Origin of the sequence: Burkholderia sp. Ac-20344, assembly GCF_017104975.1 — a bacterium.
Lineage (GTDB): Bacteria > Pseudomonadota > Gammaproteobacteria > Burkholderiales > Burkholderiaceae > Burkholderia.
Genome location: NZ_JAAGPP010000034.1, coordinates 19,155 through 43,664, shown reverse-complemented (window position 1 = coordinate 43,664; position 24,510 = coordinate 19,155). Strand labels below are relative to the sequence as shown.

21 protein-coding genes are annotated in these 24,510 nt (G+C 66.2%); 2 read left to right on the top strand and 19 right to left on the bottom strand.

Annotation, left to right across the window (positions count from 1 at the left end):
- Window positions 1–122 precede the first annotated feature (122 nt).
- A complete protein-coding gene (locus G3N64_RS13680) occupies window positions 123–518 on the top strand; it encodes an acyl-CoA thioesterase (protein ID WP_059684352.1) in 396 nt (131 codons plus the stop codon).
- Between the two features lie 46 nt (window positions 519–564).
- On the opposite strand, the gene G3N64_RS13675 is transcribed toward G3N64_RS13680, so the two are convergent.
- Window positions 565–1,047: a nitrate reductase associated protein gene (locus G3N64_RS13675; protein WP_046544450.1), complete on the bottom strand. Its 483-nt coding sequence runs from the start codon at window positions 1,045–1,047 to the stop codon at window positions 565–567.
- A gap of 157 nt (window positions 1,048–1,204) precedes the next feature.
- Here G3N64_RS13675 and fdhD point away from each other — a divergent pair, with 157 nt between their 5' ends.
- A complete protein-coding gene (gene fdhD, locus G3N64_RS13670; RefSeq protein ID WP_205784434.1) occupies window positions 1,205–2,017 on the top strand; it encodes a formate dehydrogenase accessory sulfurtransferase FdhD in 813 nt (270 codons plus the stop codon).
- Between the two features lie 51 nt (window positions 2,018–2,068).
- Here fdhD and G3N64_RS13665 read toward each other — a convergent pair whose 3' ends face one another.
- The 18 genes from G3N64_RS13665 to G3N64_RS13580 all read right to left on the bottom strand — a co-directional run bounded on the left by G3N64_RS13665 (window position 2,069) and on the right by G3N64_RS13580 (window position 24,134).
- Complete coding sequence (locus G3N64_RS13665; RefSeq protein WP_205784421.1) at window positions 2,069–2,836, bottom strand: enoyl-CoA hydratase; 768 nt, start codon at window positions 2,834–2,836, stop codon at window positions 2,069–2,071.
- 92 nt (window positions 2,837–2,928) lie between these two features.
- Complete coding sequence (locus G3N64_RS13660; protein ID WP_205784420.1) at window positions 2,929–4,128, bottom strand: acetyl-CoA C-acyltransferase; 1,200 nt, start codon at window positions 4,126–4,128, stop codon at window positions 2,929–2,931.
- Between the two features lie 27 nt (window positions 4,129–4,155).
- Window positions 4,156–6,591, bottom strand: coding sequence for a 3-hydroxyacyl-CoA dehydrogenase/enoyl-CoA hydratase family protein (locus G3N64_RS13655; protein ID WP_205784419.1), 2,436 nt, complete (start codon window positions 6,589–6,591; stop codon window positions 4,156–4,158).
- A gap of 113 nt (window positions 6,592–6,704) precedes the next feature.
- Complete coding sequence (locus G3N64_RS13650) at window positions 6,705–8,492, bottom strand: acyl-CoA dehydrogenase C-terminal domain-containing protein (RefSeq protein WP_205784418.1); 1,788 nt, start codon at window positions 8,490–8,492, stop codon at window positions 6,705–6,707.
- A 58-nt stretch (window positions 8,493–8,550) separates the two neighbouring features.
- A complete protein-coding gene (locus G3N64_RS13645; RefSeq protein WP_006751498.1) occupies window positions 8,551–9,150 on the bottom strand; it encodes a TetR/AcrR family transcriptional regulator in 600 nt (199 codons plus the stop codon).
- A 199-nt stretch (window positions 9,151–9,349) separates the two neighbouring features.
- A complete protein-coding gene (gene clsB / locus G3N64_RS13640) occupies window positions 9,350–10,624 on the bottom strand; it encodes a cardiolipin synthase ClsB (protein WP_205784417.1) in 1,275 nt (424 codons plus the stop codon).
- On the bottom strand, window positions 10,621–11,115 hold the full coding sequence (gene nudB, locus G3N64_RS13635; RefSeq protein WP_205784416.1) for a dihydroneopterin triphosphate diphosphatase: 495 nt from the start codon (window positions 11,113–11,115) through the stop codon (window positions 10,621–10,623). The genes clsB and nudB overlap by 4 nt, the downstream gene beginning before the upstream one ends.
- Window positions 11,116–11,274: 159 nt before the next feature.
- On the bottom strand, window positions 11,275–13,077 hold the full coding sequence (aspS, locus tag G3N64_RS13630; RefSeq protein WP_205784415.1) for an aspartate--tRNA ligase: 1,803 nt from the start codon (window positions 13,075–13,077) through the stop codon (window positions 11,275–11,277).
- A gap of 67 nt (window positions 13,078–13,144) precedes the next feature.
- The gene (locus tag G3N64_RS13625; RefSeq protein WP_069248829.1) at window positions 13,145–13,795 is read right to left on the bottom strand and encodes a DUF502 domain-containing protein; all 651 of its coding nucleotides are present in this window, start codon (window positions 13,793–13,795) and stop codon (window positions 13,145–13,147) included.
- A 61-nt stretch (window positions 13,796–13,856) separates the two neighbouring features.
- Window positions 13,857–14,189 (bottom strand): FmdB family zinc ribbon protein, encoded by a 333-nt coding sequence (locus tag G3N64_RS13620; protein ID WP_205784414.1) that lies wholly within the window; start codon window positions 14,187–14,189, stop codon window positions 13,857–13,859.
- Between the two features lie 95 nt (window positions 14,190–14,284).
- Complete coding sequence (locus tag G3N64_RS13615) at window positions 14,285–14,911, bottom strand: SAM-dependent methyltransferase (RefSeq protein ID WP_205784413.1); 627 nt, start codon at window positions 14,909–14,911, stop codon at window positions 14,285–14,287.
- 17 nt (window positions 14,912–14,928) lie between these two features.
- Window positions 14,929–16,506 (bottom strand): ubiquinone biosynthesis regulatory protein kinase UbiB, encoded by a 1,578-nt coding sequence (gene ubiB, locus G3N64_RS13610; protein WP_174973285.1) that lies wholly within the window; start codon window positions 16,504–16,506, stop codon window positions 14,929–14,931.
- 12 nt (window positions 16,507–16,518) lie between these two features.
- On the bottom strand, window positions 16,519–17,145 hold the full coding sequence (locus tag G3N64_RS13605; protein WP_006487883.1) for an SCP2 sterol-binding domain-containing protein: 627 nt from the start codon (window positions 17,143–17,145) through the stop codon (window positions 16,519–16,521).
- A gap of 164 nt (window positions 17,146–17,309) precedes the next feature.
- Window positions 17,310–18,344, bottom strand: a complete 1,035-nt coding sequence (locus G3N64_RS13600; protein WP_205784412.1) for a TIM44-like domain-containing protein — start codon at window positions 18,342–18,344, stop codon at window positions 17,310–17,312.
- 41 nt (window positions 18,345–18,385) lie between these two features.
- Window positions 18,386–19,117 carry a bifunctional demethylmenaquinone methyltransferase/2-methoxy-6-polyprenyl-1,4-benzoquinol methylase UbiE gene (gene ubiE / locus G3N64_RS13595; RefSeq protein WP_039360112.1) on the bottom strand — a complete coding sequence of 244 codons (732 nt, stop codon included), beginning with the start codon at window positions 19,115–19,117 and terminating at the stop codon, window positions 18,386–18,388.
- 52 nt (window positions 19,118–19,169) lie between these two features.
- Window positions 19,170–19,583 (bottom strand): DUF971 domain-containing protein, encoded by a 414-nt coding sequence (locus G3N64_RS13590; protein ID WP_175970845.1) that lies wholly within the window; start codon window positions 19,581–19,583, stop codon window positions 19,170–19,172.
- Window positions 19,580–20,023 carry an HIT family protein gene (locus G3N64_RS13585; protein ID WP_205784411.1) on the bottom strand — a complete coding sequence of 148 codons (444 nt, stop codon included), beginning with the start codon at window positions 20,021–20,023 and terminating at the stop codon, window positions 19,580–19,582. The genes G3N64_RS13590 and G3N64_RS13585 overlap by 4 nt, the downstream gene beginning before the upstream one ends.
- A gap of 85 nt (window positions 20,024–20,108) precedes the next feature.
- On the bottom strand, window positions 20,109–24,134 hold the full coding sequence (locus G3N64_RS13580; protein ID WP_205784410.1) for a DUF3683 domain-containing protein: 4,026 nt from the start codon (window positions 24,132–24,134) through the stop codon (window positions 20,109–20,111).
- Between the last annotated feature and the right edge of the window lie 376 nt (window positions 24,135–24,510).

Genomic DNA, 24,510 nt, shown 5'->3' with positions numbered 1-24,510 from the left:
CACTTTCTCGTACAATTTGCGAACGTTGTATTGTCGCAGAAGCCGCTTCGCGCCGCTGCCGGCGCCCTCGCCGGCCGGCCTGCGCGCGGCGGCCTATTTATTACAGGATGAAAGCCCCCGCCATGACCGATTCGACCCTCGAACTCCCGCAAAAGCAGCCGGCGCTGCGCGTCGTCCCGCAACCGCACGACGCAAATGTCCACGGCGACGTGTTCGGCGGCTGGATCATGTCGCAGGTCGACATCGCCGGCTCGATTCCCGCGAGCCAGCGCGCGAACGGCCGCGTCGCGACGGTTGCGGTCAATTCGTTCGTGTTCAAGCAGCCGGTGTTCGTCGGCGATCTGCTGAGCTTCTACGCAACCATCACGCGCACCGGCAACACGTCGATCACGGTCGACGTCGAGGTGTACGCGCAGCGCATGCGCCTGATGGGGGAAATCGTGAAGGTCACCGAAGCGACCCTCACCTACGTCGCGACCGGCACCGACCGCAAGCCGCGCCAACTGCCGCCGCTCTGACGGGCAAGCGCCGCGCAACGGCGCCCTCCACCGGCCCGCGGCTCCCTCAGTGCGTGGCCGTCAGCCCGAACTCCCGCATCGCGGGCAGGAAATCGTGGTTCAGCTTCGGCTTGCGCGACAGCTTCACCAGCACGTAGCGCTGGAACGGCGCGAGCCGCTGCCACTGTGCGAGCTCGGGCGCCGTCAGCCCGGCCAGCGCGCTCTGCTGCACGAGCGACTCCGGCACGATGTCGGTGGCGCGCCAGGTCGGCTGCTCGTCCGGCTGGAACCACGATGGCTCCAGATCCGCGTGCGTGCGCAGCATTTCGAACAGCGCGTGATCGAAGTTGGGCTCGATCGCGGTGTCGTCGTCGGCCGGAAAGCGCGCGAGCAGCTTGCGATCCTCGAGCGGCAGCAACTGCCACTGCTCCAGCGAGATCCGCAGACCGAAACGGTCGAGATTGAAACGCACGATCATCGGGATGTACGTGAAGTTTTCCGACGAATCGTGTTCGAAGGCGAATAGCAGTGGAGCGTCGCTGAGTCCCATGATCGTTACCTGATGTGGCGGATGCCGGCGCGGCCGGCTTGCCTGAGGTATTTTAGAACCTCTGCGCGCCGGTGGCGGACACGATTGCCGCCGCCCGCGCGATGAATCAACGGGAGTGCTCGTGAATCCGACCCAATCCGACGAACGGCGCGACGAAATGCGCGACGAACCGCGCGGCGCGATCGAGCTGTCCGTGCACCGCACGCGCGGCGGCGCCGTCGAAACCGCACACGACTACGTGGGCCAGGAATGGCCCGTCGCACTCGTCTTCAACGGCATCTCGCACGCGGTGATGATGTGTACGCCGTGCGACCTCGAAGCGTTCGCGGTCGGGTTCGCAATCTCGGAAGGGATCGTCGCGCGCGGCAGCGACATCAAGGACATCGAGGTGATCCTGCACGCCGACGCGCCGCTACCGCACGCGGAGGTGCACCTGGAGGTCGTCCAGCAGGCGTTCGCCGCGCTGAAGGACCGGCGCCGCGCGCTCGCGGGGCGCACCGGCTGCGGCGTCTGCGGGATCGAAAGCATCGACCTGCTCGACCTCGCGCCCGAACGCGTGCCCGATACGGGCTTTCTCGCGCGCCTCGCGCCCGACGCGCTGACGCGCGCCGCGCAGGCGCTGCCGGCCCACCAGGCGCTCACGCGGCTCACGGGCGGCCTGCACGCGGCCGCGTGGTGCGACGCAACAGGCGCGATCCGGATGGCGTTCGAGGACGTCGGCCGCCACAACGCACTCGACAAGCTGATCGGCTCGCTCGTGCTGTCGCGCGCCGATGCGACCGACGGCTTCGTGTTCCTGTCGAGCCGCGCGAGCTACGAGCTCGTGCGCAAGGCGGCACGGGTCGGCATCCCGCTGGTGGCAACCATCTCCGCACCGTCGTCGCTCGCGATCGAGATCGCGAAAGCGGCCGGCTTGCGGCTCGTCAGCTTCTGCCGTGAAACCGGCCACGTCGACTACGGCACGGCCTGATCGCGATCGCATGAGCGCGCCGGCAATCCACCGCCGGCGCGGCCTGCTCCGTCAGTCGAACTGACGGAAATCCGGCTTGCGCTTCTCGAAGAATGCCGTCATTGCCTCGCGCGCCTCCGGCGCGCGCAGCATCGCGGCGAAGTGGCCCGCTTCCTCGGCCATCCGCGCGTGCGTCGCCACGCCGCCCGTATCCTTCAGCAGCGCCTTCGTCACACGCAGCGATGCCGCCGGCAGCGCCGCGAGCTTCGCCGCCTGCTTCGCCGCGAACGCGTCGAGTTCGGCCGCCGGCAGCACGCGGTTGACGATGCCGATCCGGTGCGCTTCCAGCGCGTCGAACGCCTCGCCGAGCAGCAGCTTCTCGGCCGCAACCTGATGGCCGGCCAGACGCGGCAGCAGCACGCTCGACGCGGCTTCCGGACACAGCCCGAGCTGCGCGAACGGCAGCGAGAACGTCGCGGTGTCGGCCGCGTAAACCAGATCGCAGTGCAGCAGCATCGTCACGCCGACACCGATCGCCAGGCCCGGCACCGCGGCCACGATCGGCTTGCTGGCGCTGCTGATCCGCGCAAGAAACTGGAACACCGGCGCGGTGTCGTCCTTCGGCGGCGACTTCAGGAAATCCTCGAGATCGTTCCCCGAGGTGAAGTTGCCGTCGCCACCGCGCAGGAGGATCACGCGAATCGCCTTGTCTTCCTGGGCTTCGCCGAGTGCATCGGCCATCGTCTGGTACATCGCTGCCGTCAGCGCGTTCTTCTTCGCCGGGCGTGCGATCGTGATCGTCATGACGCCATCGGCGCGTTCCACTTGAATTTCGGCCACAACCGTCTCCTTTGACTTTCCTCTATCGGAATGAAAAAACGGTGCGCGAGCTCGTGGCCCGCGCACCGTCGTCGCTTTTCGTCCTGCTCCGCTTACAGGCGTTCGATGATGCCCGCGGCGCCCATGCCGGTGCCGACGCACATCGTGACCATCCCGTACTTCAGGTTGCGGCGGCGCAGGCCGTGCACGACGGTCGCCGCGCGAATCGCGCCAGTCGCGCCGAGCGGGTGCCCGAGTGCAATCGCGCCGCCCATCGGGTTGACCTTCGACGGGTCGAGGCCGAGATCGCGCATCACCGCCAGCGATTGCGCGGCGAACGCTTCGTTCAGCTCGATCCAGTCGAGATCGTCCTGCTTCAGGCCGGCGGCCTTCAGCGCGGCCGGAATCGCTTCCTTCGGGCCGATGCCCATGATTTCCGGCGGCACGCCACGCACCGCGAAGCTCACGAAGCGCGCGAGCGGCGTCAGGTTGAATTCCTTCAGCACCTTTTCCGACACGACGAGCAGCGCGCCCGCGCCGTCCGACGTCTGCGAGCTGTTGCCGGCCGTGACCGAGCCCTTGTTCGCAAACACCGTGCGCAGCTTCGCGAGGCCTTCGATCGACGTGTCCGCACGCGGACCTTCGTCGAGCGCGATCTCGCGCGTCTTCACGTCGATCTCGCCGGTCGCGAGGTTCGGGAAACGCTCGGTGAGCGTGTATGCGGCGATCTCGTCGTTGAATTCGCCGGCCTGCTGCGCGGCCAGTGCCTTGCGGTGCGACTCGACCGAGAACGCGTCCTGGTCTTCGCGGCTCACCTTCCACTGCTCGGCGACACGCTCGGCCGTCAGGCCCATCCCGTACGCGATGCCGAAGTCTTCGTTGCGATCGAAGATGTGCGGCGACATCGACGGCTTGTTGCCCATCATCGGCACCATGCTCATCGATTCGCAACCGCCCGCGAAGATCGCGTCCGATTCACCGACGCGGATGCGGTCGGCCGCCATCGCGAGCGCCGTGATGCCCGACGCGCAGAAGCGGTTGACCGTCACGCCGCCGACCGTCTGCGGCAGGCCCGCGAGCAGCGCGCCCATCCGCGCGACGTTCAGGCCCTGCTCGGCTTCCGGAATCGCGCAGCCGATGATCGCGTCCTCGATCAGCTTCGTGTCGAAGCCCGGCACCTGCGCAACCGCCGACTTGATCGCGTGGACCAGCAGCTCGTCCGGGCGCGTGTTCTTGAAGACACCGCGCGGGGCCTTGCCGATCGGCGTGCGGCTGGCGGCGACGATGTATGCGTCTTGCAATTGTTTGCTCATTTGAGACTCCTTGCCTTATCCGCTCGCTCAGTTACGCACCGGCTTGCCGGTCTGCAACATGCCCATGATCCGTTCCTGCGTCTTCTGCGTGCCGAGCAGCTCGACGAACGCACGGCGCTCCAGCGCGAGCAGCCACTGCTCGTCGACGAGGCTGCCGGCTTCGACGTCGCCGCCGCACACGGCTTCGGCGATGCGGCTCGCGATCAGGTAGTCGTGGTCGCTGATGAAGCGGCCGTCACGCATGTTGACGAGCGATGCCTTGATCGTCGCGATCGCCGAACGGCCTGCGACCGGCACGTCCTTCGCACGCAGCGGTGCGCGGTAGCCGGTTGCGGCCAGCGCGCGCGCTTCCTTCTTCGCGGTGTCGAGCAGTTCGAACACGTTGAAGATGATCGTGTCGGACGGCTTCACGTAGCCCATCGCACGGGCATCGTGCGCGGACGCCGACACCTTCGCCATCGCCGCGTTCTCGAACGACTTCGTGACGAACTTCAGGATGTCGGTGGTCGCGTTCGCGGCCGTCGCGGCGTCCGCAGCGCGCAGCGCCGCTTCCTTCAGGCCGCCGCCCGCCGGCACGAGGCCGACGCCCACTTCGACGAGACCGATGTAGCTCTCGACGTGCACGACACGCTTCGCGCTGTGCAGCATCAGCTCGCACCCGCCGCCGAGCGCGATGCCCGACACGGCTGCGACGACCGGCACGTTCGCGTACTTCACGCGCAGCATGCCTTCCTGGAACTTCTTCACGAACGGCTCGATACCCTTCGCGCCGCCCATCATGAACGCGGGCATCGCCTCTTCGAGGTTCGCGCCGGCCGAGAACGGGCCGCCCGGCGTGCCGAGTTTCAGCGACGTCGGCTGCCAGATCACCACGCCCTTGTAATCCTTCTCCGCGAGTTCGATCGCCTGCACGAGGCCGTCGATCACGCTCGGCCCGATCGTGTTCATCTTCGACTTGAACGACACGATCACGACGTCGTCTTCACCCGCGCGGTCGTCGACCCATGCGCGTACCGCATCGGTCTCGAACAGCGTCTTTCCGTACGTCTTCGGATCGGCACCCGCTTCGCCGAGCAACGGCGCGCGGAATACCTGCTTGTCGTAGACCGCGAGGTCCGAACGCGGCACGAAGCGCTTCGCTGCCGGCGCCCACGAGCCTTCGGCCGTGTGCACGCCGCCCTGCTCTGCCACCGCGCCTTCGAGCACCCACGACGGCAGCGGCACGTTCGCGAGCGCCTTGCCGGCCGCGATGTCTTCCTGCACCCACTCGGCGACCTGCTTCCAGCCGGCAGCCTGCCAGCCTTCGAACGGGCCTTCGTTCCAGCCGAAGCCCCAGCGGATCGCGAGGTCGACGTCACGCGCGTTGTCGGCGATCGATTCGAGATGCACGCCGATGTAGTGGAACACGTCGCGGAAGATCGACCACAGGAACTGCGCGTGCGGATGGTCCGTTTCACGCAGCAGCTTCAGGCGTTCTGCCGGCGGACGCTTCAGGATGCGGCCGACGGTTTCGTCCGCCTTCGCGCCCGAATCCACGTAGGTGCCCGTCTTCGCGTCGAGCACCTTGATCGCCTTGCCTTCCTTCTTGTAGAAACCGCCGCCCGTCTTCTGGCCGAGCGCGCCCTGCTTCACCAGTTCGGCGAGCACGGCAGGCGTCTGGTAGACCGGGAAGAACGGATCGTCGGCGAGGTTGTCCTGCATCGTCTTGATCACGTGCGCCATCGTGTCGAGGCCGACCACGTCCGCGGTGCGGAACGTCGCCGACTTCGCGCGGCCGAGGCGGCTGCCCGTCAGGTCGTCGACTTCGTCGAAGCGCAGGCCGAACTTGGCTGCTTCGGTGATCACCGCGAGGATCGAGAAGATGCCGACGCGGTTCGCGATGAAGTTCGGCGTGTCCTTCGCGCGCACGACGCCCTTGCCGACGATACTCGTCAGGAACGTTTCGAGCTGGTCGAGGATCTCCGGGCGCGTATGCGCGGTCGGGATCAGCTCGACGAGGTGCATGTAGCGCGGCGGGTTGAAGAAGTGCACGCCGCAGAAGCGCGACTTCAGCTCGTCCGAGAAACCTTCGGACAGCTTCGTGATCGACAGGCCCGACGTGTTGGTCGCGAAGATCGCGTTCGGCGCGATGTGCGGCGCGACCTTCTTGTACAGGTCGTGCTTCCAGTCCATCCGCTCGGCGATCGCTTCGATCACGACGTCGCATTCGGCGAGCTTCGCGATGTCGTCTTCGTAGTTGGCGGCTTCGAGGTACTTCGCGTCGTCCTTCACGCCGAACGGCGCGGGCGACAGCTTCTTCAGGTTCTCGATCGCCTTCAGCGCGATCGCGTTTTTCGGGCCTTCCTTGGCCGGCAGGTCGAACAGCAGCACCGGCACGCGCGCGTTGATGAGGTGCGCGGCGATCTGCGCGCCCATCACGCCGGCGCCCAGCACGGCGACCTTGCGAATCAGGAAATTGCTCACGGGATGTCTCCGGATAGTGTCGTGCAGCGCGGGAGGTGAGGGCTGCACGGAGAAGTGAGTACCAGGAACCGTTGCGTCCGGGCGGCGCGCGGCGCGCCCCGCCCGGACTCGCGTCAGAACAGCGATTCGTCGACTTCCATCATCGTCTTCGAACCGGCGCGTGCGGCGCGGATCGTCGACGCCGTCTCGGGCAGCAGGCGCGCGAAGTAGAAGCGTGCCGTCGCGAGCTTCGACTTGTAGAACGGGTCGCCCGACGCTTCCTTGTCGAGTGCGAGGCGCGCCATGCGCGCCCAGAAGTACGAGAACACCAGGTGGCCGACGGTGCGCAGGTACGGCACGGCGGCCGCGCCGACTTCGTCCGGGTTCTGCATCGCCTTCATGCCGATTTCCATCGTCAGCTTCTGCACCTTGTCGCCGATGTCGGCGAGCGGGTTGATGAACTCGGCCATTTCCGGCTTCACGCCTTCGGCTTCCGCGAATTCCGTGACGAGCTTGCCGAACTTCTTCAGCTTCGCGCCCATGTCGCCGAGCACCTTGCGGCCCAGCAGGTCGAGCGACTGGATCGAGTTCGTGCCTTCGTAGATCATGTTGATCCGCGCGTCGCGCACGTACTGCTCCATGCCCCACTCGGAGATGAAGCCGTGGCCGCCGTAGATCTGCATCGCGTGGTTGGTCGACTCGAACGCGTTGTCGGTCAGGAACGCCTTGATGATCGGCGTGAGCAGCGCGACGAGATCGGCCGCTTCCTTGCGCACCGCTTCGTCGGCGTGCGACAGCTCCTTGTCGATCTGCAGTGCGGACCAGTACGTGAACGCGCGCGCGCCTTCGGCGTAGGCCTTCTGCGTGAGCAGCATGCGGCGCACGTCCGGGTGCACGATGATCGGGTCGGCCGGCTTGTCCGGTGCCTTCGGGCCCGTCAGCGAGCGCATCTGCAGGCGCTCCTTCGCATACGTGAGCGAGTTCTGGTACGCGACTTCCGTGAGGCCGAGGCCCTGCATGCCGACGCCGAGACGCGCGGCATTCATCATCACGAACATCGCGTTCAAGCCCTTGTTCGGCTCGCCGACCATCCAGCCCTTCGCGCCGTCGAGGTTCATCACGCACGTCGAGTTGCCGTGGATGCCCATCTTGTGCTCGATCGAGCCGCACTTGATCCCGTTGCGCTCGCCCGGCTCGCCCGCTGCGTCGGGGATGAACTTGGGCACGATGAACAGCGAGATCCCCTTGGTGCCCTGCGGCGCGTCCGGCAGGCGCGCGAGCACGAGGTGGATGATGTTCTTCGACATGTCGTGCTCGCCGCTCGAGATGAAGATCTTCGTGCCGCTGATCGAGTACGAGCCGTCGCCGTTGGGTTCGGCTTTGGTGCGCAGGATGCCGAGGTCGGTGCCGCAGTGCGGCTCGGTCAGGCACATCGTGCCCGTCCATTCGCCCGTCACGAGCTTCGGCAGGTAGCGCTGCTGCAGTTCCGGCGCGCCGTGCGCGTGCAGGCATTCGTAGGCGCCATGCGACAGGCCCGGATACATCGTCCATGCCTGGTTCGCCGAGTTCAGCATTTCGTAGAGCGCGTTGTTCACGAACGCGGGCAGGCCCTGGCCGCCGTAGTCCGGATCGCAGCCGAGTGCCGGCCAGCCGGCCTCGACGTACTGCTGGTACGCTTCCTTGAAGCCGGTCGGGGTCTTCACGACGCCGTCGCCTTCATACGTGCAGCCTTCGCGGTCGCCGACCTGGTTCAGCGGGAACAGTACCTCGGAGCAGAACTTGCCCGCTTCCTTGAGGACCTGGTTGATCGTGTCGGCGTCGAGGTCCGCATGCTTGGGCATTTGCTTGACTTCGGCTTCGACGTTCAGAAGCTCGTGCAACACGAATTGCATGTCGCGCAGCGGCGCGGCGTACTGTCCCATGACTCTCTCCAAAGGTGGGCAAAACGGCTCGAGCTCCTGGCGGGCGGATCACGCGCCGCTAACGGCTCTCGCTCTGATACGAAACAATCGTCTTTTCCAGCGCGGCCCACGTGAGGCGCACGGCGTCCGGCGAATGCAGGAAGCGTGCGTCGTGATGCAGGCCGAGCGTGAAGCTGTACAACTCGAAGAGCATCAGGTCCGGATCCGTATCCGCACGCAGATGGCCTTCTTCCTTCGCCTGCGAAATGGCGCGCAGCATCGCGGCACGCCAGGCCGTCACGCTCGCGATCAACTGCTCGCGCACGGGGCTGTCAGGCCGGTCGTCGTACTCGACGGCCCCGCTGATGTAGATGCATCCGGTCGTCACCTCCTGGATGCGCTTCTCCGTCCAGCGGGCCAGCATCGCCCGAAGGCGCGGCAAGCCTCGCGGCTCGCGCAGGCTCGGAAAGAACACCTCGTTTTCGAAACGATGGTGATACTCGCGGACGACCTCGACCTGCAGATCTTCACGCGATCCGAAGTGCGCGAACACACCGCTCTTGCTCATCTGCATGCGCTCGGCCAGCAGGCCGATCGTCAGCCCCTCCAGCCCATCACGGCTGGCGAGGTCCAAAGCAGCTTCAAGTATCGCGGCACGCGTCTGTTCGCCTTTTCGCATAGCTATTTCTGTAACCGTTCGGGGGTTCGAATAAAATCGAACGGCCGTACTATTATTGAGTGCGGCCGCTCGCGAAACAAGGAAATTATTAGAAACCGGTGTCTAACCGAGCCGCTATTTTGCGCGATTCCGGCGGGACCGGAGCGGCTTTTCCGCACGAACGTGCGGACAGATTTTTGAAGCGAACGCTTAGTCTTCGTCAGTCGTAACCGCCGACCGTCAGCGCCTTCATCACGACGCGATACGCCGTATAGGCGAGCCAGTTCAGCATGCGCTCGATGCGCGGGCGCGCGGCGAAGCGGGCGGGGTCGATTTCCCGGCCGTCGGCAAACGCAGCCGCGATCGCATCGCGCAGTTCGTTCGTGACTGCATCGTAGCGCACCAGCACGACATTCGCCTCATTGTTCAACATCAGGCTCAGCGCGTCCAGGTTCGACGAGCCGACCGTCGCCCAATTGTCGTCGATCACGGCCACCTTGCCGTGCAGCATCGTCTTGTCGTACTCGGCCACGCGCACGCCTGCGCGCAGCAGCGTGTGATAGAGGAACGGCACGGCCGTATCGAGTGCCGCGAATTCCTTGCGGCCGATCAGGATCCGCACGTCGACGCCGCGCCGCGCGGCGCCCGTCAGCGCACGGCGCAGCTTGCGTCCCGGCATGAAGTACGGATTGGCGAGCAGGATCCGCTGGCGCGCCTGGCCGATCGCCGCGAGATACGCCTTCTCGATCGCGCGGCGGTTCACGACGTTGTCGCGCGCGACGAACGCGACGCTCGGCTCCGTCACGATCCGCAGCGCGCCCGCCTTGACCCACCGGTGGCTGCGCATCCAGCGCCGGAACATGTCGGGGAACGCTTCGCCGCCATGCAGCCCGGCCGCGTATTGCGCATACGGCTTGTGACCGAACATGATCCGGTGCCACTGCAGTTCGAACGCGGCACGCACGTCGGACACCGCGGGCCCGGCCATCTCGACCGCGAAATCCCAGCGCGGAAACGGCAGCGTCGTGCCGCCCTGCGCGTAGTCGTCGACGATGTTGATGCCGCCGCAGAACGCCGCCGCGTGATCGATCACCGCGAGCTTGCGATGCGTGCGCGAGAAGCCGAAGCGACCGAACAGGAAGCGGTTGTAGATGCAGTGCTCGACGCCGGCCTCGACCCACGTGTCGAACAGCGACAGGCGTGCGGTGCCGATGCCGTCGGTGATCACGCGCACGCGCACGCCGCGCTGCGCCGCTCGGATCAGCGCGTCCGACACCGGCCGGCCGGCCGCGTCGTCGCAGAAGATGTAGGTTTCGAGCATCACCTGCTCGCGCGCCGCATCGATCCGCTCGATCAGCGCGTGGAAGAATTCGCTGCCGGTCTCGCACAGGCGCACGGTGTTGCCGGCCGTGAAGGCGAGCCGCGACGCGGAACCGCGTTCCTGCAGGAACATCTGCCGCAATTGCGCGAAGCGCTTGCGGGCTTCCGCCGTCATGCGGACGAACCGTGCGGCGCGCGCGACAGTGCCACGCGCGCGGGCAGTTGCAGGATCGCCTCGGCATTCGACGGCGAGAAGCAGCGCGCGGCTGCCTCGCGGAACGGCAGCCACGCATGATCGACATGCTCGCGCGGCGACAGCGTCACGTCGACGCGATGCGGCACGCACAGGCCGAACCAGTGCTCGGTGTTGCGCGTGACGCCCGGCGCATAGCGGTGCAGGTATTGCGGATAGATCGTGTATTCGATCTTGTGGCGCCAGTCGACGAGCGCACTGGCCGGCACGTCCGGCGTGCCGATCTCGATGCCGGTTTCCTCGGCCACTTCGCGCGCAGCGGTGAGCGCGAGCGGCTCGTCGAGCGCGTCCTTCGAGCCGGTCACCGATTGCCAGAAATCGGGCTGGTCGGCACGCTTGATCACGAGCACATCGAGGTCGGGCGTGTAGATCACGACAAGAACGGATTCGGGAATTTTCGGCGGCTTCGTCATCTTTGTTTCATGCAGCACGGGGCCGCGCGCCGGGCATGTGCTCCGAACGGGCGGCAAGTGCTGCGACTGTACCGCAAAAAACGAAAAAGGCGCATCGCTGCGCCTTTTTCATGTGCGCCGTGTGCGCGTGAACGCACACACGACCGGGTACGAAGCGCGTTACGCCTTCGGCTGCTCCGGCTGACGCAGACGGATGTGCAGTTCGCGCAGCTGACGCTCGTCGACCGGGCTCGGCGCCTGCGTGAGCAGATCCTGCGCACGCTGCGTCTTCGGGAATGCGATCACGTCGCGGATCGAGTCGGCGCCGGCCATCATCGTGACGATGCGGTCGAGACCGAATGCGATACCGCCGTGCGGCGGCGCGCCGTACTGCAGGGCGTCCAGCAGGAAGCCGAACTTGAGCTGCGCTTCTTCCGCACCGATCTTCAGCGCGCGGAACACCTTGCTCTGCACTTCCTCGCGGTGGATACGCACCGAGCCGCCACCGATTTCCCAGCCGTTCAGCACCATGTCGTAGGCCTTCGCGAGGCAACGGCCCGGATCGGTCTCGAGGTACTCGAGGTGTTCGTCCTTCGGGCTCGTGAACGGGTGGTGCGCAGCGACGTAGCGCGCATCTTCGTCGTCGTATTCGAACATCGGGAAATCGACGACCCACAGCGGCTTCCAGCCGGCCTGGACGAGGCCGTTCGCCTTGCCGAATTCCGAATGGCCGATCTTCAGGCGCAGCGCGCCGAGGCTGTCGTTGACGACCTTCGCACGGTCGGCCGCGAAGAAGATGATGTCGCCGTCTTCCGCACCCGTGCGCTCGAGGATCGCCGCGATCGATGCGTCGTGCAGGTTCTTGACGATCGGGCTCTGCAGGCCGTCACGGCCCTTCGCCTTCTCGTTGACCTTGATCCATGCGAGGCCCTTCGCGCCGTAGATGCGCACGAATTCGGTGTAGCCGTCGATGTCGCCGCGCGACAGCTCGCCGCCCTTCGGCACGCGCAGTGCCGCGACACGGCCGTCCTTCGCGTTGGCCGGCGTGCTGAACACCTTGAAGTCGACGTCCTTCATCGTGTCGGTCAGCTCGGTGAATTCGAGCTGCACGCGCAGGTCCGGCTTGTCCGAACCGAAACGCGCCATCGCTTCCGAGTACGGCATCACCGGGAAAGTCGCGTCGAGTTCGACGTCGATCGTCGTCTTGAAGATGTGACGGATCATGTCTTCGAACAGGTCACGGATTTCCTGCTCGCCGAGGAACGACGTTTCGCAGTCGATCTGCGTGAATTCCGGCTGACGGTCGGCACGGAGGTCTTCGTCGCGGAAGCACTTGGTGATCTGGTAGTAACGGTCGAAGTTCGCGACCATCAGCAGCTGCTTGAACAGCTGCGGCGACTGCGGCAGCGCGAAGAACTGGCCCGCGTTCACGCGCGAAGGCACGAGGTAGTCGCGCGCGCCTTCCGGCGTGCTCTTCGTCAGCATCGGCGTTTCGATGTCGATGAAGCCCTGCTCGTCGAGGTACTTGCGCGCTTCGATCGCGACGCGGTAGCGCAGGCGCAGGTTGTGCTGCATCTGCGGACGGCGCAGGTCGAGCACGCGGTGCGTGAGGCGCGTCGTTTCCGACAGGTTGTCGTCGTCGAGCTGGAACGGCGGCGTGACCGACGCGTTCAGCACGTTCAGTTCGTGGCACAACACTTCGATCTTGCCGCTCTTCAGGCCGGCGTTGACCGTGCCTTCCGGACGGTTGCGCACGAGGCCCTTGATCTGCACGCAGAACTCGTTGCGCACGCCTTCGGCGGTCGCGAACATTTCCGCGCGATCCGGGTCGCACACCACCTGTACGAGGCCTTCACGATCGCGCAGGTCGATGAAGATCACACCGCCGTGATCGCGGCGGCGCTGCACCCAGCCGCACAGCGACACGGTTTGGCCCAGCAGGTGTTCGGTCACGAGACCGCAGTATTCAGTACGCATCGACATGATGTTTGCTTTCGTTCGGTTTGATCAACGGGCGCCGCAACGCGCGGCCCGGGCGATGATTCTTTACTTACAGCGGCGGCTCGACGGGGCGGCGTGCCGGCGCCGGAGCCGGCGCCGGGGGCGCCACCACGCCCATCGAGACGATGTACTTGAGCGCGGCATCGACCGACATGTCGAGTTCGATGACTTCGCTCTTCGGCAGCATCAGGAAGAAGCCCGACGTCGGGTTCGGCGTCGTCGGGATATAGACGCTCACGTACTCTTCCGTCAGATGATTGAGCACGTCGCCGCCCGGCGTGCCGGTCAGAAACGCGATCGTATACGAGCCGCGACGCGGGTATTCGATCAGCAGCGCCTTGCGGAACGCGTTGCCGCTGCTCGACAGCAGCGTGTCCGACACCTGCTTGACGCTCGTGTAGATCGGCCCGACGACCGGGATGTGACGCACCACGGCGTTCCACCACGTGACGAGCTTCTGGCCGATGAAGTTCTGCGTGGCCAGCCCGACGACGAAGATGAACGCGAGCGTCAGCACCGCGCCGATCCCCGGCAGATGGAAGCCGAGCATCCGCTCGGGCTGCCACGATTCGGGCAGCAGGAGCAGCGTCTGGTCCATCGTGCCGATGATGAGACCGAGCACCCACAGCGTGATCGCGAGCGGGACGAGAACCAGCAGGCCGGTCAGAAACACCGATTTCAGGGTCGTCTTTTTCATCATCTGCCGTCAATGAACCGCGCCGACGGCGCGGGTTGGTCGCAGCCCGGCCGGGCCGCGACGGTCAACTGCTGGCGGCGGGCGCTGCAGCCGGGGCGGGCGCGGCGCTCGTCGTCGTGCTTTCGGAACTGCTCGCTGCAGCCGGCGCGGCTGCAGCAGGCGCGGCCGGGGCTGCGTCGCCCGACGCCGTCGCCGGCGCGCTGGTGCCGCCCGAACCGCCGCGGAAATCGGTGACATACCAACCCGAACCCTTCAGCTGGAAGCCTGCAGCAGTGACCTGCTTGCGAAAGGCATCCTTCCCGCATTCCGGGCACTGCGACAGCGGCGCGTCGCTCATCTTCTGGAGCACGTCCTTCGCGAAACCACACGCTTCGCATCGATAGGCGTAGATCGGCATGATATTTTTCCCGCGGAAACTGGAAACAGCTTGCAAAACCTTGAATTATAGCCGAAACCCTGCCGCACTCCGGCAATGGCCGCGACACCCGCGCATCAGCGGCGGCGCCACGTGAGCCAGCGCTCGTGCCCTTCGAATACGGGCAACGAATCGGTCACCGGCAAATCCTCGATCAGTTCGAAGTGCGGCGTGAGCAACGCATCGAGTTCGGCACGCTCGATTCCGAACGGCGGCCCCTTCGGTTTCGCCATCAGGAAGAAATAGCCGGCCAGCAATCCGTCCGCAGGCAGCAGCTCGGCCATGCGTGCCGCATAGCCGGCACGCATGGCCGGCGGCAGCGCGCACAGGAACGCGCGCTCGTACACCCACTGCACGTCGATCGGCGGCCGGTACGCAAAGAAATCGGCCTGCTCGACGACTTCGGCATGCGCGCCGAGCTGCGCCTTCGCAGCAGCCACCGCCTGCGCGGCGAAATCGATCGCACGCACGGGCCAGCCGGCCTGCGCGAGCCACCCGGCCTCCTGCGCACTGCCGCAGCCGGGAATCAGCACCGCGCACGGCTCGAGCCGGTGCGCGAACACACTGAAACCGTCGGGTACGCCACCGAATTCCCACGGCGTCACGCCACGCTCGAAACGCTCGTCCCAGAACGATGCATTGCCGGGATCGCGCGTCGCGAAATCGGCGGCGGCCGGTGTGGCCGGTTGCTTCGGATCGGACATCGCCCTGCTCCTTTCGGTCATGTGCCGTACGCGAGCGCGAGCAGCACGCGCGCAACGAGTGCGCCGACGCCGACGGCGAGACCGAAGATCAGCAGTGCCTGCAGCAGCCGGTTCGTCCGCTTCTGCTCGACGAGGACCTGACGCATCAGCTCCTCGCTCGCCGCGCGCGGCGCGTCATGGCGCGCGGCCATCGCGTGGTGGATCAGGCGCGGCAGTTGCGGCAGCGTCTTGCTCCACTGCGGCGCCTCGACCTTGAAGCGTTCGTACCAGCCGCGCAGGCCGATCTGCTCGGTCATCCAGCGTTCGAGGTACGGCTTCGCGGTCTTCCACAGGTCAAGCTCGGGGTCGAGCGAGCGGCCGAGCCCCTCGACGTTCAGCATCGTCTTCTGCAGCAGCACGAGCTGCGGCTGGATCTCGACGTTGAAGCGGCGCGACGTCGAGAACAGGCGCATCAGCACCTGGCCGAGCGAGATGTCCTTCAGCGCGCGGTCGAAATACGGCTCGCACACTGCGCGGATCGCGCTTTCGAGCTCCTCGACACGCGTTTCGGGCGGCACCCAGCCCGATTCGAGGTGGAGCGTCGCGACGCGGTGGTAGTCGCGCTTGAAGAACGCGAGGAAGTTCTGCGCGAGGTAGTTCTTGTCGAAATCGGACAGCGCGCCGACGATCCCGAAATCGAGCGCGACGTAGCGGCCGAACGTGTTCGGATCGAGGCTCACCTGGATGTTGCCCGGGTGCATGTCCGCGTGGAAGAAGCCGTCGCGGAACACCTGCGTGAAGAAGATCTCGACGCCTTCGCGCGCGAGCTTCTTGATGTCGACGCCGGCCGAACGCAGCGTCTCGACCTGGCTGATCGGCACGCCGGTCATGCGCTCCATCACGAGCACCTGCGACGTCGAGAAATCCCAGAACATCTCGGGCACGAGCAGCAGGTCGAGGCCCGCGAAGTTGCGGCGCAGCTGGCTGCCATTGGCGGCCTCGCGCATCAGGTCGAGCTCGTCGTGCAGGTATTTGTCGAATTCGGCGACGACCTCGCGCGGCTTCAGGCGCCGGCCGTCGGCCCACATGCGCTCGGTCCAGATCGCGATGTCGCGCATCAGCGCGAGGTCGGAGTCGATCACGGACAGCATGTTCGGGCGCAGCACCTTGACGGCGACGGCCTTGCCCGCGTGCTGGCCCTGCTTGAGCTTCGCGAAATGCACCTGCGCGATCGACGCGCTCGCGATCGGCTCACGCTCGAATTCGTCGAACAGCTCGTCGACCGGCGCACCGAGCGACTTCTCGATGATCCCGATCGCAACCGCCGAATCGAACGGCGGCACCTGGTCCTGCAGCTTCGCGAGTTCGTTCGCGAAATCGACCGACAGCAGGTCGCGGCGCGTCGACAGCACCTGGCCGAACTTCACGAAGATCGGGCCGAGGCTTTCGAGCGCATGGCGCAGCCGCACGGCAGGCGGATCGGAATAGCGGCGGCCGATCGTCGTGATCCGCAGCAGCAGCTTCACACGCCGGTCGTCGATCCGGGACAGCATCACTTCGTCGAGACCAAAGCGGATGACGGTGTAGACAATCTTGATGAAACGGAAAATGCGCATGCCCTGCGGCCCTCAGTGCGCGCCGCGCGGGCCGGAACCCGTGCGCGCGCCGATTTTTTGTTCGAGTCGCTCGACCCGCTTTTCGACCCGTGCGAGCGCATCGCGAGCGCGCGCCAGTTCGGCGTCGAAGCCGCCGAGCGACGCGCGCCGGACGACTTGCGGGTTCTCGTCGAGCCAGTATTCGGCGACGGAATCGAGCACGTTGCGGCCGGTGCGTCGCGCGCGCGCACCGGCGTCGCGCACGACCGTCGCGATCCGGTATGCCGCCGCGTCGCCGACCAGCTTCGCGAGATCTTCTTCAGGTTCCCAGCGCAGGTGCTCGGCCAGCTTCGCGATCTGCGTCGCGAACTCCGCGTCGCCCTCGATCTTCACGTGCTTCATCACGGCCGCCTGGCCGCCCTGCAGGAACGCGGCGACCGTGTCGCCGGCGAGTGCGATCGACACGTCGACCTGTTGCGCATCGTGCGCGTCGACGGCCGACAGATAGCCGTCGGGCTGCACCAGCAGCGTGAGCGTAACGGGGGGCACGTCGATCCGGGCAGTCTTGCCCGCGTAGGGAATCAGGCGGTCGCGCGCCCACGATTCGCGGGCGAGCAGGTGATTGACAGCAGCAGCAAAAGGCTTGGCGGCAAAGGTCATCGGGCTGGGAAAGAAAAAACCCGCGCAGGCCGGGCGCCCACGCGGGTTTCTATTGTAACGTCGGATCGTCGGCAGGCCGTGCCTGACCACACACCCGGGCGGCAAGCGGTCGCAGTGCGGCGGCCGTTGCCCGGGTGACCGGCGGCGTGGGCCGCCGGTCACGCTCAGTGCGTGTTGATCTGCTGGATGCCCGCGAGCAGCCAGCCCTGACTGCCCGACTTCGACAGGTTCCACACCTCGTCGAACGGCGCGGCCGACGCATTCGCCGATTCGCGGATCAGGCCGTGGAAGCGCACGCTCGCCGACTGCTCGATGCCACGATCCTCGATCGCGACCAGTTCAGCGTCGAGCTGCACGACGTCGGTCTGGTTCGACTCGTTGCCGCGCGAATCGAGGTCGATCTTGATCTCGGCGAACATTTCGGGCGTCGTGAACTCACGGATGTCGGCCAGGTTGCCCTGGTCCCACGCCGCCTGCAGACGCACGAAATAGACTTTCGAGCTGCGCAGGAACGCTTCGATGTCGAAGCCGGCCGGCACCTGGAGCGGGGCTGCCGCAGCCGCCGCTGCCGCGCCGGTGGCCGCAGCACCGCCGCCGAACACGCCTTGCGCTTCGTTCGCGTAGCTGCTGCCGCTACCCGCATAGTTGCTGCCGGTGCTGCCCTGCTGGAACGACGGGCTCTGCGAGTAGCCGCCCGACGACGACGCCGAGCCGCCGACCGAGTATGCCGGCTCCTGCGGACGACGGCGGTTCATGAACTTGCGGATCAGCCAGATGCCGACCATCGCGAGCAGCGCGATCACGATGACGTTCGCCATCATGCTCGCGAACGCACCGCCCAGGCCGAAGTGCGACAGCAGCGCCGCGATGCCGAGGCCGGCCGCAAGGCCGGCGATCGGCCCGAGCCAGCGCGAGCGGTTGGGCTGCGCAGCCGGCGCGGGCGCGGCCGGGTTCGCACGCTGCGCCTGCGACGGCGCGGCCTGCTGCATCGGCTGCTGCGCGGGCGGCGTGGCCTGGCGCTGCGTGACGGTGGAACTCTGGCGGCCGATGCTGCGCCCGCCGCCCATGCGCTTGGCTTCGGCGTCGAGCGATGCGAACGTGCCGGCCGTGAGCAGGCCGACCATCAGCAGCGTGCCGACCCGTCGAGCCCACGGCTTCGACGGCTTGCTACGGTTGAACAACGAACGCGATTCGAACATCAGCTTCTCCGGATGTAAGACAAATGTATGGAAAGAGCCCCTTAATACTTGGCTCCCATGTGTAAAGCTACCACGCCACCTGACAAATTGTAATATTTGACGGCATCGAGGCCCGCTTGTTCCATCATCGTCTTCAGCGTGTCCTGATCGGGGTGCATCCGGATAGATTCAGCAAGATACCGATAACTTTCAGCATCTTTCGCGAACTTGTCGCCAAGCCACGGTAATACTTTGAAAGAATACAGATCGTACGCTTTTTTCAGTGGATCCCAGACTTTCGAGAATTCCAGCACCATCACGCGGCCGCCGGGCTTCGTCACGCGGCGCATCTCGGCCAGCGCGGCATCCTTGTGCGTCATGTTACGCAGCCCGAACGCGACCGTGACCACATCGAAGTAGTTGTCCGGAAAGGGAATTTTCTCCGCGTCGCACAACAGCGACGGCGTCACGATGCCCTTGTCGAGCAGCCGGTCGCGGCCGACGCGCAGCATCGATTCGTTGATGTCCGTGTGCCAGACCTCGCCCGTCGGCCCGGCCGCCTTCGCGAACGACCGGGTCAGGTCGCCGGTGCCGGCCGCGAGGTCGAGCACCTTGAAGCCGGGGCGCACGTTCGCCTGCGCGATCGTGAACGCCTTCCATGCGCGGTGCATGCCCGCCGACATCAGGTCGTTCATCAGATCGTAGTTGCTCGCGACCGAATGGAACACACCCGCCACTTTCTTCGCTTTTTCGTTTTCCTCGACGCTTTCGAAGCCGAAGTGGGTTTTGCTCATCGCGTTGATCCTCAGTAAATGGCAAGACGGCGCCGAGCGGGCGCCGTCGATTTCAGTGGCAGTGGCCGTGCGACGCGCTCGCCGCCGGCATCGGCGCGTCGCGCTCGACGCCCGCCGCCTTCAGTTTGTCGAAATAGTCGCGCCACAGTGCATCCTGCTGCGTGGCCAGCTCGTACAGCAGGTCCCACGAGTAGATGCCGGTCGAATGGCCGTCGGAAAACGTCGGCTGCAGCGCGTAATTGCCGACGCCCTCGAGCGCGGTGATCGTCACTTCGCGCTTGCCCGTCTGCAACGTCTCCTGGCCGGGCCCGTGGCCACGTACCTCGGCCGACGGCGAATACACGCGCATCAGCTCGAACGGAATCCGGTAACTGTCGCCGTTCGGGTACTGCAATTCGAGCACGCGCGACACCGCGTGCACGACGACGCCGGACGGAATCGGCGTCGTGGAAGTCAAACCGCTCATGGCTGCCTCGAATCGGTCATGCGTTGAATTTCCTCGCGCACCGCATTGTGCAGCAGCGAGGCCTGCGCCGCGCGCGTGCGCAGCAGCGCCTCGGACACGCTGCGCTGGCGCGGCGCCCATACGGGCTGCGGGAAGTGTGCGTCGTTCGAAAAGCGCGGGATCACGTGCCAGTGCACGTGCGGCACCATGTTGCCGAGGCTCGCGAGATTCACCTTGTTCGGCTGCATCACGCGACGCACGGCCCGCTCGACCGCGTACACCACGCGCATCAGGTGGGCCCGCTCGGGCTCGCCGAGATCGGAGAATTCGGCCACGTGCGCGCCCCAGATCACCCGGCAGAAGCCCGGGTAATCGTGCTCGCCCGTCGCGAGGACGACGCGCAGCGCATCGTCCTGCCAGAGCAGCTCGCCGCCGTCTTCACGGCAAAACACGCATTCCATCGTCGCTCCCATGTGGACGGGCGCCGGCATTGCTGCGCCGGCGCCCGCTCATCCCTAGCCCGGTCGGGCGGTCGTCATGCCCGCATTAGACCAGCACGCGCTCGATCCCGCCATTGTTCGCGTGTGCGACATAGTCGGCCATCCAGTTCTCGCCGAGCACCTGGCGTGCGATTTCGACCACGATGTAGTCGGCTTCGAGGTTCGCGTCCTCGCTGTAGCGCGACAGGCCCTGCAGGCACGACGGGCAGCTCGTCAGGATCTTCACGTCCGGGCCGTTCGCGGCCGCGGCGGCCGGCGCCGGCGCGTTGCCGGCCACGACCGGGATGCTGCGCAGCTTCGCCGCACCCTTGCGGATCTCCTCTTCCTTGCGGAAGCGGACCTGCGTGGAGATGTCCGGACGCGTGACCGCGAGCGTGCCCGATTCGCCGCAGCAGCGCTCGTTCTTCTCGATCTTGTAGCCGTCCTTCTCCGCGCCCATCAGCTCGTTGACGAGCTTCACCGGATCCATCGTCTTGATCGGCGTGTGGCACGGGTCGTGATACATGTAGCGCGTGCCCGTCACGCCATCGAGCTTCATCCCCTTCTCGAGCAGGAACTCGTGGATGTCGATGATCCGGCAACCCGGGAAGATCTTGTCGAATTCGTAGCCCGCGAGCTGGTCGTAGCAGGTACCGCACGACACGACCACCGTCTTGATGTCGAGGTAGTTCAGCGTGTTCGCGACGCGATGGAACAGCACGCGGTTGTCGGTGACGATCTTCTCGGCCTTGTCGTACTGGCCCGAGCCGCGCTGCGGATAGCCGCAGCACAGGTAGCCCGGCGGCAACACCGTCTGCACGCCGGCTTCCCACAGCATCGCCTGCGTCGCGAGCCCGACCTGCGAGAACAGGCGCTCGGAGCCGCAGCCCGGGAAGTAGAACACCGCTTCCGAATCGACGGTGGTCGATTTCGGGTTGCGGATGATCGGCACGATCTTGTTGTCCTCGATGTCGAGCAGCGCGCGCGCCGTCTTCTTCGGCAGGTTGCCCGGCATCTTCTTGTTGACGAAGTGGATCACCTGCTCGACCACGGGCGGCTTGCCGACCGTCGCCGGCGGGTGCTGCGTCTGCTTCGTCACGACCTTCTTCAGCATGTCGTTCGCGAAGCGCTGCACCTTGTAGCCGACCCCCATCATCACGCCGCGCGCGACGTTGATCGTCTGCGGGTTGGTCGCGTTCAGGAAGAACATGCCCGCCGCATTGCCGGCGTTGAATTTCTTCTTGCCCATCTTGCGCAACAGGTTGCGCATGTTCATCGTGACGTCGCCGAAGTCGATCTTCACCGGGCACGGCGTCGCGCACTTGTGGCACACCGTGCAGTGGTCGGCTACGTCGTTGAACTCGTCCCAGTGCTTGATCGACACGCCGCGGCGCGTCTGCTCTTCATACAGGAACGCCTCGACCAGCAGCGACGTCGCGAGAATCTTGTTGCGCGGGCTGTACAGCAGGTTCGCGCGCGGCACGTGGGTCGCGCACACCGGCTTGCACTTGCCGCAGCGCAGGCAGTCCTTCACCGAATCGGCGATCGCGCCGATGTCGGACTGCTTCATGATCAGCGACTCGTACCCCATCAGCCCGAAGCTCGGCGTATAGGCGTTGCGCAGATCGGCGCCGTCGAGCAGCTTGCCCTTGTTGAAGCGGCCGTTCGGGTCGACGCGCTGCTTGTACGCGCGGAATTCGGCGATCTCGTCGTCGGTCAGGAACTCGAGCTTCGTGATCCCGATGCCGTGCTCGCCGGAAATCACGCCGTCGAGCGAGCGCGCGAGCGTCATGATGCGTGCGACCGCCGCGTGGGCGTCCTGCAGCATCTCGTAGTTGTCGGAGTTGACCGGCAGGTTGGTGTGGACGTTGCCGTCGCCCGCGTGCATGTGCAGCGCGACGAACACGCGGCCGCGCAGCACCTGCTTGTGGATCGCCTGCGCCTCGTCGAGGATCTGCTTGAACGCGCCACCGTTGAAGATCGCGCGCAGCTCCGCGCGGATCTCCTGCTTCCACGAGATGCGCACCGTGCGGTCCTGCGTGATGTGGAACACGGTCGCGCCCGGCTGCTCGTCCGCGCGATCCGCGAACTTCTCGGCGAGCGCTTCGTAGCCGAGCTGCACGAGGTAGTGCTGCGCCTCGCGCAGCGGCTGGTCGAGCCGGTCGCGCACGAATTCCCAGCGCGCACGCACGCGCTTGAGCAGCTCCAGCGCCTGCTGGACGCGGTCTTCGAGCAGTTCGGCGCTCGGGATCTCGTTCGCGTCGTCGGTCTTGCCGAGCGGCAGGTTGCCGGCGCGGAAAAATGCTTCCAGCGCGTCGACGAGCTGCAGCTTGTTCTTCAGCGACAGCTCGATGTTGATCCGCTCGATGCCGTCGGTGTACTCGCCCATCCGGTTCAGCGGGATGACGACGTCTTCGTTGATCTTGAACGCGTTCGTGTGCTTCGCAATCGCGGCCGTGCGGCTGCGGTCGAGCCAGAAGCGCTTGCGCGCCTCCGCGCTGATCGCGACGAAGCCTTCGCCGCTCTTGCCGTTCGCCATCCGGATCACTTCGGACGTCGCGTGCGCCACCGCGTCGGCATCGTCGCCGACGATGTCGCCGATCAGCACCATCTTCGGGAACGCATTGCGCTTGCTCTTGGTCGCATAGCCGACCGCGCGCAGGTAGCGCTCGTCGAGGTGCTCGAGGCCCGCGAGGATCGCGCCGCCCTGCTTCGACGTTTCGAACAGGTAGTCCTTGATCTCGACGATGCTCGGGATCGCCTCGCGCGCCTGGCCGAAGAATTCGAGGCAGACGGTGCGCGTATGCGCGGGCATCTTGTGCAGCACCCAGCGCGCGGACGTGATGAGCCCGTCGCAACCTTCCTTCTGCACGCCCGGCAGGCCGGCGAGGAACTTGTCGGTCACGTCCTTGCCGAGCCCTTCCTTGCGGAACCGGCGGCCTTCGATCTCGAGCATTTCGGTGCGCAGCAGCTTCTCGCCCGGCGCATACGCGCCGTCGAACCACTTCAGCTCGAAACGCGCGACCGCGATGTCGTGGATCTTGCCCTGGTTGTGCTCGTGGCGCGTGACTTCGAGCCAGTTGCCGTCCGGGTCGACCATCCGCCACCAGGCCAGGTTGTCGAGCGCGGTGCCCCACAACACGGCCTTCTTGCCGCCTGCGTTCATCGCGACGTTGCCGCCGATGCACGATGCGTCGAGCGAGGTCGGATCGACTGCGAACACGTAGCCGGCCGCTTCCGCCGCTTCCGTCACGCGGCGCGTGACGACGCCCGCGCCGGAGAAGATCGTCGGCACCTTGTGCGCGACGCCCGGCAGCTCGGTGAGCTCGACCGCGCCGAGTTGCTCGAGCTTCTCGGTGTTGATCACCGCGGAGAACGGCGTGAGCGGCACCGCGCCGCCCGTGTAGCCGGTGCCGCCGCCGCGCGGGATCACGGTCAGGCCGAGCTCGAAGCAGGCCTTGATCAGCCCCGCGATCTCGGCTTCGGTATCGGGGGTCAGCACGACGAACGGGTATTCCACGCGCCAGTCGGTCGCGTCGGTCACGTGCGACACGCGCGACAGCCCGTCGAAGCGGATGTTGTCCTTCTGCGTGCAGCGGCCGAGCGCCTTGGTCGCGCGCCGGCGCAGGTCGGCCATCTTGTCGAATTCGTCGGCGAACTCGTCGACCGCGCGCTGCGCGGCGGTTTCGAGCATCTCGACGCGCGATGCGCGCTCGCGGCCCGCGTCGTCGCGGTGCTCGGTGAGATCCGCGCTGCGGCGCTTGCCGATTTCGGTCAGCCGGTGGTTCAGCGCCTCGATCAAGAGCGCGCGGCGCTTCGGGTTGTCGAGCAGGTCGTCCTGCAGATACGGGTTGCGGCGTACGACCCAGATGTCGCCGAGCACTTCATACAGCATCCGTGCCGAGCGGCCCGTACGGCGCTCGGCACGCAATTCGTCGAGCACCGACCACGCCTCTTCGCCGAGCAGGCGGATCACGATCTCGCGATCCGAGAAGGACGTGTAGTTGTAGGGAATCTCGCGCAACCGGGGCGCGGGGTCGGCGGCGACGGCGGCGGCCGCGCCATGCGGATCGAAAACTTGTGGTGCGTTCATGTTCGGACGACTCGGAGGGCCGATACACCGTGCACGGGCGTCGGCAAGCGCGTGGGCGCAATCTTGGGGAAATCTGTTCTGTTACCAGGCGCGCGGCTGTCCTTCATGGGGCCGGAGCGGGCGACTCACCCCTCCTGGCCGGCGACAGGGCCTGGCGGCACTCGGAAACATCAGCACGATCGCGCGCGGCGCGCATGCCGTTCCGCCGCGGGGCTGGCTGCGCGCGGCGTCGGCTTCAACGGTGCGATCCGAGGGTGCCTCTGCATCTTCCGATCCTTGATTCAAAACGGAATTCTAACCCATGATCGCGCCACGCGTGACACGTCGGACAGGTCGTGGGGCTATCGCCGCGAGCCGCGCCAGGCCTGGCTCGGCA